The organism is Aeromonas sp. SrichE-2G (assembly GCF_017939565.1).
GTDB classification, from domain to species: domain Bacteria; phylum Pseudomonadota; class Gammaproteobacteria; order Enterobacterales; family Aeromonadaceae; genus Aeromonas; species Aeromonas taiwanensis.
Genome location: NZ_JAGKRG010000020.1, coordinates 12588 through 26811 on the forward strand (window position 1 = coordinate 12588; position 14224 = coordinate 26811).

17 protein-coding genes are annotated in these 14224 nt (G+C 61.7%); 5 read left to right on the forward strand and 12 right to left on the reverse strand.

What is annotated here, in order from left to right:
* Nucleotides 1-11 precede the first annotated feature (11 nt).
* Genes rplW through rpsJ form a run of 4 tightly spaced genes read right to left on the reverse strand, consistent with a single transcriptional unit; the run spans nucleotide 12 to nucleotide 1900 of the window.
* A complete protein-coding gene (gene rplW / locus J9885_RS14310) occupies nucleotides 12-311 on the reverse strand; it encodes a 50S ribosomal protein L23 (RefSeq protein ID WP_342690021.1) in 300 nt (99 codons plus the stop codon).
* Nucleotides 311-916: a 50S ribosomal protein L4 gene (gene rplD / locus J9885_RS14315; RefSeq protein ID WP_025325386.1), complete on the reverse strand. Its 606-nt coding sequence runs from the start codon at nucleotides 914-916 to the stop codon at nucleotides 311-313. The genes rplW and rplD overlap by 1 nt, the downstream gene beginning before the upstream one ends.
* 17 nt (nucleotides 917-933) lie before the next feature.
* On the reverse strand, nucleotides 934-1566 hold the full coding sequence (rplC, locus tag J9885_RS14320; protein WP_005307947.1) for a 50S ribosomal protein L3: 633 nt from the start codon (nucleotides 1564-1566) through the stop codon (nucleotides 934-936).
* Between the two features lie 22 nt (nucleotides 1567-1588).
* Nucleotides 1589-1900 carry a 30S ribosomal protein S10 gene (gene rpsJ, locus J9885_RS14325; protein WP_005307944.1) on the reverse strand — a complete coding sequence of 104 codons (312 nt, stop codon included), beginning with the start codon at nucleotides 1898-1900 and terminating at the stop codon, nucleotides 1589-1591.
* A 357-nt stretch (nucleotides 1901-2257) separates the two neighbouring features.
* Between rpsJ and J9885_RS14330 the strand changes: the two genes are divergently transcribed.
* Entirely contained in the window at nucleotides 2258-3172 is a 915-nt protein-coding gene (locus tag J9885_RS14330) for a DMT family transporter (RefSeq protein WP_210549851.1), read from the forward strand.
* A gap of 34 nt (nucleotides 3173-3206) precedes the next feature.
* Here the strand turns inward: J9885_RS14330 and envZ are convergent, their stop codons facing one another.
* Nucleotides 3207-4517, reverse strand: coding sequence for a two-component system sensor histidine kinase EnvZ (gene envZ / locus J9885_RS14335; RefSeq protein ID WP_210549852.1), 1311 nt, complete (start codon nucleotides 4515-4517; stop codon nucleotides 3207-3209).
* On the reverse strand, nucleotides 4514-5233 hold the full coding sequence (gene ompR, locus J9885_RS14340) for a two-component system response regulator OmpR (protein WP_210549853.1): 720 nt from the start codon (nucleotides 5231-5233) through the stop codon (nucleotides 4514-4516). Before ompR ends, envZ begins: the two co-directional genes overlap by 4 nt.
* Before the next feature lie 215 nt (nucleotides 5234-5448).
* On the opposite strand from ompR, the gene greB reads away from it, so the two are divergent.
* Both greB and J9885_RS14350 read left to right on the forward strand, forming a co-directional pair.
* The gene (gene greB / locus J9885_RS14345) at nucleotides 5449-5922 is read left to right on the forward strand and encodes a transcription elongation factor GreB (RefSeq protein ID WP_210549854.1); all 474 of its coding nucleotides are present in this window, start codon (nucleotides 5449-5451) and stop codon (nucleotides 5920-5922) included.
* Between the two features lie 276 nt (nucleotides 5923-6198).
* Entirely contained in the window at nucleotides 6199-8505 is a 2307-nt protein-coding gene (locus tag J9885_RS14350; protein WP_210549855.1) for a Tex family protein, read from the forward strand.
* A gap of 69 nt (nucleotides 8506-8574) precedes the next feature.
* Here the strand turns inward: J9885_RS14350 and J9885_RS14355 are convergent, their stop codons facing one another.
* From J9885_RS14355 to bioH, 3 genes are all read right to left on the reverse strand, one after another.
* Nucleotides 8575-9342 carry a putative metalloprotease CJM1_0395 family protein gene (locus tag J9885_RS14355; protein ID WP_210549856.1) on the reverse strand — a complete coding sequence of 256 codons (768 nt, stop codon included), beginning with the start codon at nucleotides 9340-9342 and terminating at the stop codon, nucleotides 8575-8577.
* 1 nt (nucleotide 9343) lies between these two features.
* Nucleotides 9344-9577, reverse strand: coding sequence for a flagellar biosynthesis protein FlgE (locus J9885_RS14360; protein WP_210549857.1), 234 nt, complete (start codon nucleotides 9575-9577; stop codon nucleotides 9344-9346).
* Between the two features lie 72 nt (nucleotides 9578-9649).
* A complete protein-coding gene (gene bioH, locus J9885_RS14365) occupies nucleotides 9650-10414 on the reverse strand; it encodes a pimeloyl-ACP methyl ester esterase BioH (protein ID WP_210549858.1) in 765 nt (254 codons plus the stop codon).
* A gap of 38 nt (nucleotides 10415-10452) precedes the next feature.
* On the opposite strand from bioH, the gene J9885_RS14370 reads away from it, so the two are divergent.
* Both J9885_RS14370 and nfuA read left to right on the forward strand, forming a co-directional pair.
* Nucleotides 10453-11181 carry a ComF family protein gene (locus J9885_RS14370; RefSeq protein ID WP_210549859.1) on the forward strand — a complete coding sequence of 243 codons (729 nt, stop codon included), beginning with the start codon at nucleotides 10453-10455 and terminating at the stop codon, nucleotides 11179-11181.
* Nucleotides 11182-11329: 148 nt separating this feature from the next.
* Entirely contained in the window at nucleotides 11330-11908 is a 579-nt protein-coding gene (nfuA, locus tag J9885_RS14375; protein WP_010672549.1) for a Fe-S biogenesis protein NfuA, read from the forward strand.
* 83 nt (nucleotides 11909-11991) lie between these two features.
* Here nfuA and gpsA read toward each other — a convergent pair whose 3' ends face one another.
* The 3 genes from gpsA to J9885_RS14390 are packed head-to-tail and all read right to left on the reverse strand — an operon-like array spanning nucleotide 11992 to nucleotide 13948.
* Complete coding sequence (gene gpsA, locus J9885_RS14380) at nucleotides 11992-12996, reverse strand: NAD(P)H-dependent glycerol-3-phosphate dehydrogenase (protein WP_210549860.1); 1005 nt, start codon at nucleotides 12994-12996, stop codon at nucleotides 11992-11994.
* Between the two features lie 2 nt (nucleotides 12997-12998).
* A complete protein-coding gene (gene secB / locus J9885_RS14385; protein ID WP_010672547.1) occupies nucleotides 12999-13469 on the reverse strand; it encodes a protein-export chaperone SecB in 471 nt (156 codons plus the stop codon).
* A 47-nt stretch (nucleotides 13470-13516) separates the two neighbouring features.
* On the reverse strand, nucleotides 13517-13948 hold the full coding sequence (locus J9885_RS14390) for a rhodanese-like domain-containing protein (protein ID WP_042078414.1): 432 nt from the start codon (nucleotides 13946-13948) through the stop codon (nucleotides 13517-13519).
* Nucleotides 13949-14224 lie beyond the last annotated feature (276 nt).

Genomic DNA, 14224 nt, shown 5'->3' on the forward strand with positions numbered 1-14224 from the left:
CAGAACTCCTCTTACTCGGCTGCGCCCATGAAGTCGATGTCCTGACCAGCTTTCAGGGTCACATAAGCCTTTTTCCAATCGGAACGACGGCCTACGCGTGCACCTGCGCGCTTGGTCTTACCCTTCATGTTCAGGGTACGGACGGTCTCAACTTCGACCTCGAACAGTTTCGCAACTGCAGCTTTGACTTCCGCCTTGGTGGCATCAACAGCAACTTTGAACACGATAGTGTTCTGCTTTTCTGCGACCATGGTGCTCTTTTCAGAGATGTGCGGAGCCTTCAGAACTTTCAACAGACGTTCTTCGCGGATCATGCCAGCATCTCCTCGATTTGCTTAACTGCGTCTGCAGTCATCAGAATCTTGTCGAAAGCGATCAGGCTGACCGGGTCGATACCGGCAACATCACGCACGTCGACCTTGTACAGGTTGCGAGCAGCCAGGAACAGGTTCTCATCGACTTCAGCAGTCACGATCAGAACGTCAGTCAGTTCCATCTCTTTCAGCTTGGCGATCAGTTCTTTGGTCTTCGGCGCTTCGATGCCGAATTTCTCGACAACGATCAGGCGCTCTTGACGTACCAGCTCGGACAGGATGCTACGGATAGCGCCGCGGTACATCTTCTTGTTTACTTTCTGGCTGTGATCTTGCGGCTTAGCAGCAAAGGTCACACCACCGGAACGCCAGATGGGCGAACGGATGGAGCCAGCACGGGCACGACCAGTACCCTTCTGACGCCACGGCTTTTTGCCGCCACCAGACACTTCAGAGCGAGTCAGCTGCGCACGAGTACCCTGACGGGCACCAGCGGCATATGCAACGACAACCTGGTGAACCAGAGCTTCGTTGAATTCGCGCCCGAAGGTAGTCTCGGAAACTTCAAGAGCGCTCTTGGCGTCTTTCATTACCAATTCCATTACTATCTCCTCAGACGTTACGCTTTGACGGCAGGTTTGACGATCACGTTGCCGTTGGTTGCACCCGGTACTGCGCCTTTGATGAGCAGCAGGTTGCGTTCAGCGTCAACACGAACCAGTTCCAGGTTCTGAGTCGTTACACGCTCAGCACCCATGTGACCAGCCATCTTCTTGCCCTTGAATACGCGGCCCGGGGTCTGGTTTTGACCGATGGAGCCAGGTACACGGTGGGACAGGGAGTTACCGTGGGTCATATCCTGGGTACGGAAGTTCCAGCGCTTAACAGTACCGGCAAAACCTTTACCCTTGGATGTGCCGGTAACGTCTACCAGCTTAACGTCAGCGAGAAGATCTACTTTCAGCTCGCTACCAACAGTGAAAGTTTCACCGTTGTTCAGGCGGAATTCCCACAGACCGCGACCGGCTTCTACACCAGCTTTGGCAAAGTGGCCAGCTTCCGGCTTGGTTACGCGGCTGGCTTTCTTGGAGCCAGTGGTAACCTGAATAGCGTTGTAGCCGTCGGTTTCTACAGATTTGACCTGAGTTACACGGTTAGCTTCAACTTCGATAACAGTCACCGGGATAGAAACGCCATCTTCAGTGAAGATGCGAGTCATACCCACTTTGCGACCTACAAGACCGATTGTCATTGTTATCAACCTCTTTCCGTAATTAACCCAGGCTGATCTGGACGTCTACACCAGCTGCCAGATCCAGACGCATCAGTGCGTCTACGGTCTTGTCAGTCGGCTCAACGATGTCTACCAGACGCTTGTGAGTGCGGATCTCGTACTGATCACGCGCGTCCTTGTTGACGTGCGGGGAGATCAGAACGGTGAAACGCTCTTTGCGAGTCGGCAGCGGAATAGGACCGCGAACCTGCGCGCCAGTGCGCTTAGCAGTTTCAACGATTTCCGCAGTGGATTGATCGATCAGGCGATGATCAAAAGCCTTCAGGCGGATACGGATTCTTTGGTTCTGCATTGACAGAGCTCCAACAGATAAAAGAACATAAATCAACACCGCCCGACCGAGATTACTCCCGCCAGAGGTGCGATTTTTCACGTTTCTCCCCATATCGGGGAGACTGTATGGCTGGCGACACGTAAACGGGAAGCTCAGCAAGCAGACATATCGTCTGGCTGCCTCATGGGCAAGCGGAGGGAATTATACGGATTTTTTCAATTCACGCAAGCGAAGGCGGACAGATTGTGCGCAATATTTGTGTGGCAGATGGATCTCGCAAAGCCCCCCCTCGCCCTTCCCCGCACGCTGGTAACGACAATGTTGCAAATGGGCTGATAGACTGCGCCCTCGCCCCCTGTCAGCGGAACGATGTGGATGCTCAAGAATCAGAAGAAAGCCTATCAATACGGGCTCTGTGCGGTCGCCCTCTGGTCGACGGTCGCCAGCGCCTTCAAGATCTCCCTCGCCTACTTCGAGCCGGTACAGCTGCTGCTGGTCGCCGCCTGCACCTCAACCCTGACTCTGGGCTGCATCGTGGCCTGTCAGGGCAAGCTGCCGCTGCTGCTCTCCTATCTCAAGGCCCGTCGCTTCTATTACCTCTCCCTTGGGGTGCTGAACCCCTTCCTTTATTATTTGCTGCTGTTCAAGGCCTATGACCTGCTGCCAGCCCAGCAGGCCCAGACCCTCAACTACACCTGGGCCATCACCCTCAGCCTGCTGGCGGTTCCCTTCCTCGGGCAGAAGCTGCGCCGTCGCGACGGCGTCGCCATCGTGCTCGGCTACTTCGGCGCTCTGGTGATTGCCACCAGGGGGGATGTGTTCGGCCTGCAGTTCGACAGCCCGCTCGGGGTGACGCTGGCCCTGGTGTCGACCCTGATCTGGGCGGGCTACTGGATCCTCAACACCCGCAACCAGGGGGATCCCATCGTCAGCCTGCTACTCGGCTTCCTCATCAGCCTGCCGTTCATTGTCGTGGCGACCTGGCTACTCGCCGACTTTGCCATGACCGCCTGGCAAGGCTGGGCCGGGGCCATCTATGTAGGGCTGTTCGAGATGGGCTTCGGCTTCGTGCTCTGGTTGATGGCGCTGCGCCACGCCACCAACACGGCCCCCATCAGCAACCTCATCTTCATTTCGCCCTTCGCCTCACTGGTACTGCTCAACCTGTTGATCGGAGAGGCCATTCATCCCGCCACCCCCATCGGGCTGGTGCTGATCGTCGCCGCCCTGCTGATCCAGCAACTGAAATACGGCAAGCGCTACCGCAAGGCGAGCGAGACAGGGGCCTGAATGAGAAGGGCGTATCCACGGATACGCCCTTCTCTCAATCCATCCACTCCAGCGGCTGATTTTTTGGCAGCCGCATCTCGACCAGCAAGCCCCCAAGCTCGGAGCGTCCCAGCCTGATGGTGCCGTGATGCTGGGAGACTATCTTGGCGACAATGGCCAGCCCCAGGCCGCTGCCACCGCCGGTGCGCGCCACATTGCCCTGAGTGAAGGGCTTGAGCACCCGGGAATAGTCCTGCTCCGCGATCCCGGGACCATTGTCAGACAGGCGCAGCCTTACCCAATGACCGTCATCCCTGAGCTCGGCCTGCAGCCGGGTTGCCCCGTAACGCAACGCATTGCCCGACAGGTTGTTGAGGATGCGGCGCATGCTGATGGGATGGCAGGCGACCCGTACCGCCTCCTCCGGCAACAGCAGCTCCACTTCCAGTCCCTGATCGGTCTGCATCAGGAGCGCATCGTGGACGAGTTGGGTCAGGTCGACGGGCCTGGCATCCAGCCCCTCGTTCGGCCGGATGTAGTCGATGAACTGATCGATGATGCCATTAGACTCGTCGATATCCGCATTGATGCTCTCCTTGAGGTACTCATCCTCGGAAGACATCATCTCGGTGGCCAGCCGGATACGGGTGAGCGGCGTGCGCAGATCGTGGGAGACGCCGGCCATCATCAGGTTGCGCTCCTCGATCAACCCCTTGATGGAGCTGGACATGTGGTTGAAGGTGCGGGTCAGCCTGCGCACCTCCCGGGAGCCCTGCTCCCCCAGCGCATCGGGGAAGTTGCCGCGCGCCACCGCCACGGCGCCCGCCTCCAGATCCTCCAGCGGCCGCACCAGCTGGCGGGCAAAACGCCAGGCCGCGAACAGGGTCAGCACCAGCAGGACGCTCATGTAGAGGATGAGCGGCTCGATATCGTCATCCTCGATCTCGGTCAGGGGTATGCGCACCCACATCTGGCTGGCCTGGGGCGGCTGGATCCAGATGATGTAGTGATCCTGGATCTCCACCCTGACCCGGGTCTCCCCCTTCAGCTCGCGGCTGATGCTCTCCTCCAGATAGGGGTAGGGCTTGGCGTCATTGAGCCCGTGCTGCTCCGCCTCGCTCTGGGTATAGATGTCGCTGCCGGTCGCCACATAGACCAAGGCCTCGGCATCCTCGCTCAGGGCCAGCTGGTTGCTGTCGACCGGGAAGATGAGCTTGACCTGATTGGCCAGCAGGTGGCTGATCTGCTTGACCGTGGGTGCCAGCAGATAGTTGTAGAAGGTGGCGTAGGAGACGAACTGATAAACCACCAGCACGGCGGCCAGAAACCAGAGCATGCGAGAGAACATGCTGCTCACTTTCTTCATTCGTTCTCACCGTCCGGCACGAAGACGTAACCGAGGCCCCAGACGGTCTGCAGATAGCGGGGCTGGGCCGGGTCCTGCTCCAGCAGGCGGCGCAAGCGGGAGACCTGGACGTCGATGCTGCGTTCGGTCGCGGTATATTCACGTCCCCTCGCCAGGTTCATCAGCTTGTCGCGGGAGAGGGGTTCGCGCGGATGGCTCACCAGCACCTTGAGCACGGCGAACTCGCCGCTGGTCAGCGAGACCGGTTCCCCATCGCGGCTGAGCTCACGGGTCGCCAGATTGAGCTGATAGCCGCCGAAGCTCACCACCTTCTCGGCCGCCGAGGGCGCCCCGGGCAGCTCGACGGTATGCCGCCGCAACACGGCGCGGATCCTGGCCAGCAGCTCCCGCGGGTTGAACGGCTTGGGCAGGTAGTCGTCGGCGCCCATCTCCAGGCCGACGATGCGATCCACCTCATCCCCCTTGGCGGTGAGCATCAGCACCGGGATCTGGTTCCCGGCCTCGCGCAGGCGGCGACAGATGGAGAGGCCATCTTCTCCCGGCAACATCAGGTCGAGCACCATCAGGCTGAAGTTCTCGCGAGTCAGCAGACGATCCGCCTGTTCACCGTTGGCGACGCCCCGCACCACAAATCCCTGCTCGGTGAGGTAACGCTCCAGCAGGGAACGTAATTTCAGATCGTCGTCGACCACCAGAACCTTGTATTGCTGACTCATTGCCACCTCTCCTCTCTGTTGCTCCTCAATACTAGGGGTCCCCCCTGCAACCACAAAGCATAAATATGTTACCGGTTATTACCCTCCATCGTTGTCCGACGGGGAGATGTCCTCCTTGACGGGTGTACCTCCTCTGCGCTTTTTGCTCGACAGGAAAGCGGCAATGACTAAGATCCCGAGCACAACGATGCAACGTGCCAGGGAGTGACAACCCCATGAAAACCAGACTCATTACCCGTGAAGGCTACAACCGGCTCAGGCAGGAGCACGACCAGCTCTGGCGGGAGGAGAGGCCAGAAGTCACCAAGAAGGTGGCCTGGGCGGCCAGCCTCGGCGATCGCAGCGAGAATGCGGATTATCAGTACAACAAGAAGCGTCTGCGGGAGATAGACCGCCGGGTTCGTTACCTGCGCAAGTGCCTGGAGGAGCTCACCATAGTCGACTACTCCCCTTCCCAGGAAGGCAAGGTTTTCTTCGGTGCCTGGGTCGAGGTGGAAAACGACGAGGGCGAGACCAAGCGCTTTCGCATCGTCGGCTATGACGAGATCTTCGGCCGCAAGGACTACATCTCCATCGACTCCCCCATGGCCCGCGCCCTGCTCAAGAAAGAGATCGGCGACGAAGCCATGGTTCGCACGCCAGTGGGTGACGCCTGCTGGTACGTCAATGAGATCAGCTACCCCAAATAAGCCGGCTTCACGCCATCACCAGAACCGCTGACGTGCTCCCTTCTGTCGGCATGGGCCAGCCACCCCTGCCAGCCGGGGAGGCTCACTGCCCTCTCTGCCGGGGTGGCATCCCGTTACCTGAGCCCATATAGTGCTCACACCCGGCGCCTTGCGGCGCCAACCGGCCCGCGCGGCAGTGGCCTGGCAGGTATCTACAGTATCGCCAGGACAGACCCCCTGTTCGGCGACATAGCCCCGCACTGGCCAGTTAGACAGGACCCGACCAAGAGATCTTCGATGCAAAGTCACGTAATAGAACATCAGATTGCCGGTGAGCTGAATGCCCGCCCGGAACAGGTGCAGGCCGCCGTTCGCCTGCTGGACGAAGGCGCCACCGTTCCCTTCATCGCCCGTTACCGCAAAGAGGTGACCGGTGGCCTGGACGACAGCCAGCTGCGTACCCTGGAGAGCCGCCTCGGCTACCTGCGTGAACTGGCGGATCGCCGCCAGGTGATCCTCCGCTCCATTGAGGAACAGGGCAAGCTCACCCCCGAACTGATGCGCGAACTGAACGAGGCCGACAGCAAGACCCGGCTCGAAGATCTCTACCTCCCCTACAAGCCCAAACGCCGCACCAAGGGACAGATGGCCATCGAGGCGGGGCTAGAGCCGCTGGCCAACCTGCTGCTGAGCGACCCGATGAAAGATCCCGAGCAGGAGGCAGTCCGCTTCCTCAATGCCGAGCAGGGGATCACCGACAGCAAGGCCGCCCTCGACGGTGCTCGTTACATATTGATGGAGCGCTTCGCCGAGCAGGCGGATCTCCTTGAGAAGCTGCGGGGCTATCTGTGGCAAAACGCCACCCTGCGCGCCCGCGTGGTGGCAGGCAAGGAGCAGGAAGGGGCTAAGTTCAAGGACTACTTCGAGCACGACGAGCCCCTGCACAAGGCCCCCTCCCACCGGGTGCTGGCCATGCTGCGCGGCCGCAACGAAGGGATGCTCAACCTGGCGCTGGTCGCTGGCGACGATGAGGCTACCAGCCCCTGTGAGGGGATCATCGCCCATCATCTCAAGCTCAATCTGCAGAGCCGCCCGGCCGACAAGTGGCTGCAGGGGGTGGTGAGCTGGACCTGGAAGATCAAGCTGTCGCTCCAGATGGAGACCGAGCTCATCGGCCGCATCCGCGAATCCGCAGAAGAGGAGGCGATCAAGGTGTTCGCCATGAACCTCAAGGATCTGCTGATGGCGGCACCGGCCGGCATGCGCTGCACCATGGGGCTGGATCCCGGCATCCGTACCGGGGTCAAGGTGGCCGTGGTGGATGCCACCGGCAAGCTGGTCGATACCGCGACCATCTATCCGTTCGAACCCAAGCGCCAGGTGGACCAGAGTCTCAAGACCCTGAGCGAGCTGTGCCAGAAACACAGGGTCGAGCTCATCAGCATCGGCAACGGCACCGCCTCGCGGGAGACCGACCGCCTGGTGAGCGACCTGTTCGAGCGCTACCCGGCCGCCAAGGCCCAGAAAATCGTGGTGAGCGAGGCCGGGGCGTCTGTCTACTCCGCCTCCGAGCTCGCGTCCCTGGAGTTCCCGGATCTGGACGTCTCCCTGCGCGGCGCCGTCTCCATCGCCCGCCGTCTGCAGGATCCTCTGGCCGAGCTGGTCAAGATCGATCCCAAGAGCATCGGCGTCGGCCAGTATCAGCACGACGTCGGTCAGAGCCAGCTGGCCCGCCGGCTCGATGCCGTGGTCGAGGATTGTGTGAACGCGGTGGGTGTGGATGTGAACACCGCCTCGGTCGCCCTGCTGAACCGAGTCTCCGGCCTCTCCCAGACCCTGGCCCAGAACATCGTCGCCTACCGGGACGAGCACGGCGCCTTCAAGAGCCGCCAGCAGTTACTCAAAGTGAGCCGGCTCGGCCCCAAGGCGTTCGAGCAGTGTGCCGGCTTCCTGCGCATTCGCGGCGGCAGCAACCCGCTGGACGGCTCGGCGGTGCACCCGGAGTCCTACCCTGTGGTGGAGCGGATCCTGGCCAAACTGGAGCAGACCGTCGACAGCCTGCTCGGCAACAGCAGCCTGCTGCGCACCCTCAAGCCTTCCGACTACACGGACGAGCAGTTTGGCGTCCCCACTGTCACCGACATCATCGTCGAGCTGGACAAACCGGGCCGCGACCCGCGCCCCGAGTTCAAGACCGCCACTTTCAAGGAAGGGGTGGAGAAAATCAGCGATCTGGTGCCAGAGATGGTGCTGGAGGGGGTGGTCACCAACGTCACCAACTTTGGCGCCTTCGTCGACATCGGCGTGCATCAGGATGGCCTGGTGCACATCTCCTCCCTGACCGATCGCTTCGTCAAGGATCCCCGCGAGGTGGTCAAGGCCGGCGACATCGTCCGGGTCAAGGTGCTGGAGGTGGACGCACCGCGCAAACGCATCAGCCTGACCATGCGTCTGGATGAGAAGGCCGGTCAGCCGACGCGCAAACCGTCCGAGCCGCGTCACACTGGCAACACCAAACCGAGACCGGTCCCCCGTCAGAGCGCTCCGACCGATGGCGCCATGGGCAATGCCTTCGCCGCCGCCCTCTCCAAGCTGAAGAAATAAGCCCCTGAAAATGCAAAAAGCCCCGAAAGGGGCTTTTTCATCTCTGCTCTGCCATCCGGGCGGGTTTTATCACACGTCCTGACTGAAGTGGTGAGGAGCAGCCGGCCGCACGGACTGCTGGTAGTGCTGGGCGATCACCTGATTGCGCCTATCCATATAGACACCGAGCGGGCCGATGGCGTCCTGCCTGAGCACCATCAGCTCCTTGCGGGCCTGGGCTTCCTTGGCGGAGGCGGTATGGGCCACACTCAGGTCCTGTGACGATGGCTGTTCCGGGGCGAGCGCGGCGGCTCGCACCTGCTGCATCTTGGCAATGGTCGCTGCCGGCTCCCCAGGGATGGCGCCGATGTCGATGGCGACCTCTCCCCCGGTGGCGTAACGCTTGCCGTCCGGCCCCCGGGAAAACTGGTAGCTGGGGCTGCCCGCATGCTCGCCGCCGGCCGCTTGGTGCGCCTGCTCATGCTTGCGGACTTCGAGATCCCGCTCGACCAGCGCAGCTACCTGGCGCTGCTGTTTCTGCTGTTGCTGTTCCTGCTGATCGGCATCCTGCCGTTGGCGACGCTCTCCCTCCTCCCCCGTTGCCTCGACAAAGCGGTGTGCCACCATCACGGAGCCGGTCTGGCCGTTCTCTTTCGTGGACGAGGATGGGGCGGCGGGATTGGCCTGGGCGGTGCGGGTTCTCTCTTTCTGGGAGCCGACGCCGGACTCGGCGCTGGATGCCTCGCCCTGACGGCTGGGGGGCACCAGCTCTGCGCGGCGGTTGTCAGTCTGAGCCGATTCCGTCTGCGGCTGCAGCTGGTTGGGAATGAGCGACGGCAGGCTGACGTTGATATTCATCTCACACCCGGATGTCGATCAGGGTGCCCAGCATGTCGCTGGCGGTCTGGATCACCTTGGCAGAAGCCCCGGCCTGCACTTCGGCCACCTTGAGATTGACCAGCTCGTCCGGCAACTGCACCTGGTCACCCGTCGGCGTATTGAGACGGGCGATCTGGCTGGAGGCCTGGCCGGCCAGTTGCTCGGCCCGCTGGAATCCCTGCACGCCCGTCGTCATGGCTGATTCGATACGCATTGGCACACTCCTCTATGGGGTTGGCTAATTATCCACCAACCTGAGGAGTTATTGAAGCCTGCCGCTCAAATCTCAGCCAATGAACTGCCGCAGCAGGGTGATGAATTGCTCGGGATGGGAGATGAAAGGGGCGTGAGACGCCTTGTCCAGCACCCGGCTGCGACTGGCGGGATAACGTTCGTCCAGCAGCGGGATGGCCGCCTTGGGCACCAGGGTATCCAGCCTGCCGTAGAGTCGCAGCCAGGGCAGATCCAGGTTGACCAGCGCTTCCCGGAGGTCGACCTCTGCCAGCAGAGCGAGCCCCCCCTCCAGCGCGGCAAGCTGGGGGGCCGGGCGCTCCGCCAGCCAGTTACGCAACTGGCGAATGTCGTTCCTGGCGTGCTCGCTGCCCATGGCCTGAATAGCCAGGAAGCGCTCTATGGTCTGCATGAAGTCACCCGCCAGCATCTGGTTGAAGCCTGCCAGCACCTTGGGGGCGATCCCGGGCCATTCATCCCGTGCCATGAAACAGGGGGAGCTGGCCACCGTGATGAGCGAATGAAGGCGCTCAGGCCGCGTCAGGGCCAGCTGGCTCGCCACCAGGCCGCCGAGGGACCAGCCGAGCAGATGGCACTTCTCCGGCAGGACGGCCGCCACCTGCTCTGCCAGCCAGGGCAGAGAGTACTCGCATCCTGCTTGCAGGGGGCTGTTGCCAAAGCCGGGCAGATCCACCAGATGCAACCGGTAGTGGGCTGCCAGCTCGCTGGCAATGCCGTGCCAGACAGCCCCGTTCATGCCCCAGCCATGCAACAACACCAGGTCCGGGCCCTGGCCAAACCGCTCAACCGATACGCTCATCTAGACTCAAGATCCCTGTTTATCTGCTTGGAGCCTGCATGTTAAAGCGGCTGCTCGGCAAAGCAAGCCCGATCCTCGGCAGCCGGGCAGACTGGCTGGGTCTGTGCCTGCTCTGCCGCCAGCCCTGCGACGAAACTCCCCTGCTATGCTCCTGGTGCCGCCAGGCCTTGCATCAGGGCGGCAGGCTGTGCCGGCTGTGCGCGGCGCCACTGCCGGATCAGCATAGAGAGAGCGAACTGCTGTGCGGACGCTGCCAACGCAGGCCGCCGCCCTGGGAGCGATTGCAGGTGATCGGCGACTATCAGACCCCCTACTCCCTGCTCGTCCCCGGGCTGAAATATTCGGGCCAGATCCTCCTGGCCCCTCTACTCGCCCGGCTGCTGGCAGACCATCTGGATATAAACGATCCGCCGGAAGCCATCATTCCGGTCCCCCTGCACTGGTGGCGCCAGTGGTGGCGCGGTTTCAATCAGGCGGAGGAGATAGCGCTCGCCCTCGGCGAGCTCACCGGCATTCCCTGCGACGGCCGCTTGTTGCGCCGGGTCAGGGCGACCCCACAGCAGACCCGGCTCAGTGTCGGCCAGCGGCGGCGCAATCTGCGCGGTGCCTTCCAGATAGCGCCCCATCACTACCGGCACGTGGCCCTGCTCGACGATGTGGTGACCACGGGGGCCACCGCCAGCCAGCTCACCCGGTTGCTCCATGAGAGCGGCGTCACCACGGTGGAAGTGTGGGCCATCTGCCGCACGCTCAGGCACCCCACATAACCGGGCAGGGATCCGGCCAACGAGACCGATGGCGGCATTATCTTGATACGCTCGAGCTCACAAGCTCGCCATCGGCACGCTACCCAAGCCCAGCCAAGCGAGTTATCATGAATACCCTAGTCGTACACTCAGGTTTATGAGGATAGTGATGATCAGCATTTCCGACACCGCCCAGGCCCACTTCCGCAAGTTGCTGGAAAAACAGCCTGATGGCACCAACATCCGGGTGTTTGTGGTCAATCCGGGAACCCAGAATGCCGAGTGCGGCGTATCCTACTGCCCACCCGACGCGGTCGATCCGGAAGATCAGCACCTGCCTTTCAGCGGCTTCGACTGCCTGGTCGATCCCCTGAGCGCCCCCTTCCTGGTGGACGCCACCATCGACTTCGTCACCGATCAGATGGGCTCCCAGCTCACCCTGAAGGCGCCGAATGCCAAGATGCGCAAGGTGGCCGACGACGCCCCCCTGATCGATCGCATCGAATACGTGCTGATGTCCGAGGTGAACCCCATGCTGGCCGGTCACGGCGGCAAGGTCACCCTGGTCGAGCTGACCGACGACAAGCTGGCCATCCTGCAGTTCGGCGGCGGTTGCAACGGTTGCTCCATGGTCGATTACACCCTGAAAGAGGGGATCGAGAAGCAGCTGCTGGAGAAATTCCCGGGCGAGCTCAACGGCGTGAAAGATGCCACCGAGCACCAGCGCGGCGATCACTCCTACTACTGATTTGTCGCCCTTGTGGCTTAGACTCGCGGCAAAGAAAAGGCCCCGTCAACTGGCGGGGCCTTTTGCATGCTGCGGCGGGCAGATTACTCGTCCTTCTTGTCTCGCGACAGCAGGGCGATGGCAGCCTCTTTCGGGTTCTTGCCCTCGTACAGCACCTTGAAGATCTGCTCGCAGATGGGCATCTCGACGCCGCAGCGGGCCGCCAGCAGATGCACCTCCTTGGTGTTGCGATAGCCTTCCACCACCTGGCCTATCTCGGTCATGGCGGTGTCAACCGACTTGCCGGCCCCCAGGGCCAGGCCGAAACGGCGGTTGCGCGACTGGTTGTCGGTGCAGGTCAGCACCAGATCCCCGAGCCCCGCCATCCCCATGAAGGTCTTGGCATCGGCCCCGAGGGCGGCGCCGAGGCGCTGCATCTCAACCAGGCCACGGGTGATGAGCGCGGTTCTGGCGTTGGCGCCAAAGCCGAGCCCGTCGGAGAGACCCGCCCCGATGGCGATGACGTTCTTCACCGCACCACCGAGCTGCAGACCGATGAAGTCCGGATTGGTATAGACCCGGAACGAGCGGCCGCAGTGCAGCAGGTGGGAGAGATCGTCGGCAAAGTCATCGTGGGTGGAGGCCACCGAGATGGCGGTCGGCAGGCCGGCAGCCAGCTCGCGGGCGAAGGTCGGACCCGAGATGACCGCCAGCGGGATGGCATCCCCCAGCACCTCCCGCGCAACATCTTGCAGCAGACGGCCGCTGTCCGGCTCAAGCCCCTTGGTCGCCCAGGCGATCCGGGTATCCGGGCGCAGGAACGGCTTGATCCGTGCCAGCACCTGGCCGAACACATGGCTCGGCACCACCAGCAGCAGCACGGGCGCGGCCTGCACCGCCGCCTGCAGATCCGCCGTCAGTTTCAGATCGGCCGGGAAGGGGACATCCGGCAGGAAGGCCTTGTTGCAACGATCCTGCTCCAGCTCGGCGACGTGGGCGGGGTCGTGACCCCACAGCAGGGTCGGATGACCGTTGCGCGCCAGAGAAATGGCAAGGGCGGAGCCATAAGACCCCGCCCCCAGGACCGAGATAGCGATCTGGTCGGCCATTATCAGGCTTCCGCAGTCGCCTGCTGGGCCTGTACCTGCGCCATATGCTGGGCGAACAGGGCGTCGAAGTTGACCGGTGCCAGGTTCAGCTGCGGGAAGGAACCCTTGCTCACCAGGTTGGACACCGCTTCGCGGGCATAAGGGAACAGGATGTTCGGGCAGAAGGCCGCCAGGCAGTGGGCCAGTTGCGGCTCCGGCAGGTTGCCGATGGTGAAGATGCCGGCCTGCTGCACTTCGCACAGGAAGGCAGTTTCGGTTTCCAGCTTGCAGGTGACGGTCAGGGTCAGCACCACTTCATAGACGCTGTCGGCCAGGACATTGGTCTTGGTGTCCATGTCCAGCTTGACGTCCGGCTGCCACTCTTTCTGGAAGATGTGCGGAGTATTCGGGGCTTCGAAGGAGACATCCTTGGTGTAGACACGCTGGATGTGGAATTCCGGTTGCACTTCCTGATTGTTGATTTCGTCAGCCATTTCGTTTGATTCCTTTTTAAGATAATGAGTGGGCGCAGGCCCTTAAATCAGCGTTTTTTGGTCACCGGCAGATTGTCTGCACGCCATTGGGCCATGCCACCGCTGAGCACATATACCTGCTTGAAACCGGCCTTGCTCAGTTGGCGACCCGCGCCACCAGCTGTCATCCCCGACTCGCACACCACTATGATGGGGGCATCCTTGTGCTTTTCAACCGGGCCCAGATTATTCGCCTGGATCTGGGTGAGCGGCAGGTGATGGGCCCCGGCCAGATGGCCCTTGGCAAATTCATCCTGACTGCGAATATCCACGACGGTGGCATTTTCACGGTTGATCAGCAGGGTGGCGGCGTGGTTGTTGACTGCCTTCACCGGAGAAAAACGAGCACGCACAGTGGTATACACCAGAGTGCCTGCCAGGCCCAGCCAGGCTGCGGTCAGCAGCGGGTTACGGGCCGCGAAATCCAAATACTCTTGCATCTTCTACTATCCAGGGACCAAGACAAGGGCCCGAGTATACATGGGGGCCTGCATAAGATCAGCCATCTTGGCGGCAAAGCGAGAGCAAGCTCCCATCAGGGATTGCTGCCGATTCTTCCTCCTCCGTCCGGGCCAAACGAAAGGATGCGCACTGCCGAAAAGAGGGGAGCAAAAGAGGAAAAGCCGCCGCGGCAGACAAGCCGGCAACATGCCGAAAACAGCGGGATAACAGTTAAAAACCGAGGCTGGAGAGGGACTTGGCTATCAGGTGACTAT

Bases quoted from the DNA above. Each gene is read 5' to 3' on its own strand.
- rplD (WP_025325386.1), bottom strand. From the start codon at position 916: ATGGAATTGGTAATGAAAGACGCCAAGAGCGCTCTTGAAGTTTCCGAG.
- rplC (WP_005307947.1), bottom strand. From the start codon at position 1,566: ATGACAATCGGTCTTGTAGGTCGCAAAGTGGGTATGACTCGCATCTTC.
- rpsJ (WP_005307944.1), bottom strand. From the start codon at position 1,900: ATGCAGAACCAAAGAATCCGTATCCGCCTGAAGGCTTTTGATCATCGC.
- J9885_RS14330 (WP_210549851.1), top strand. From the start codon at position 2,258: ATGCTCAAGAATCAGAAGAAAGCCTATCAATACGGGCTCTGTGCGGTC.
- envZ (WP_210549852.1), bottom strand. From the start codon at position 4,517: ATGAAGAAAGTGAGCAGCATGTTCTCTCGCATGCTCTGGTTTCTGGCC.
- ompR (WP_210549853.1), bottom strand. From the start codon at position 5,233: ATGAGTCAGCAATACAAGGTTCTGGTGGTCGACGACGATCTGAAATTA.
- greB (WP_210549854.1), top strand. From the start codon at position 5,449: ATGAAAACCAGACTCATTACCCGTGAAGGCTACAACCGGCTCAGGCAG.
- J9885_RS14350 (WP_210549855.1), top strand. From the start codon at position 6,199: ATGCAAAGTCACGTAATAGAACATCAGATTGCCGGTGAGCTGAATGCC.
- J9885_RS14355 (WP_210549856.1), bottom strand. From the start codon at position 9,342: ATGAATATCAACGTCAGCCTGCCGTCGCTCATTCCCAACCAGCTGCAG.
- J9885_RS14360 (WP_210549857.1), bottom strand. From the start codon at position 9,577: ATGCGTATCGAATCAGCCATGACGACGGGCGTGCAGGGATTCCAGCGG.
- bioH (WP_210549858.1), bottom strand. From the start codon at position 10,414: ATGAGCGTATCGGTTGAGCGGTTTGGCCAGGGCCCGGACCTGGTGTTG.
- J9885_RS14370 (WP_210549859.1), top strand. From the start codon at position 10,453: ATGTTAAAGCGGCTGCTCGGCAAAGCAAGCCCGATCCTCGGCAGCCGG.
- nfuA (WP_010672549.1), top strand. From the start codon at position 11,330: ATGATCAGCATTTCCGACACCGCCCAGGCCCACTTCCGCAAGTTGCTG.
- gpsA (WP_210549860.1), bottom strand. From the start codon at position 12,996: ATGGCCGACCAGATCGCTATCTCGGTCCTGGGGGCGGGGTCTTATGGC.
- secB (WP_010672547.1), bottom strand. From the start codon at position 13,469: ATGGCTGACGAAATCAACAATCAGGAAGTGCAACCGGAATTCCACATC.
- J9885_RS14390 (WP_042078414.1), bottom strand. From the start codon at position 13,948: ATGCAAGAGTATTTGGATTTCGCGGCCCGTAACCCGCTGCTGACCGCA.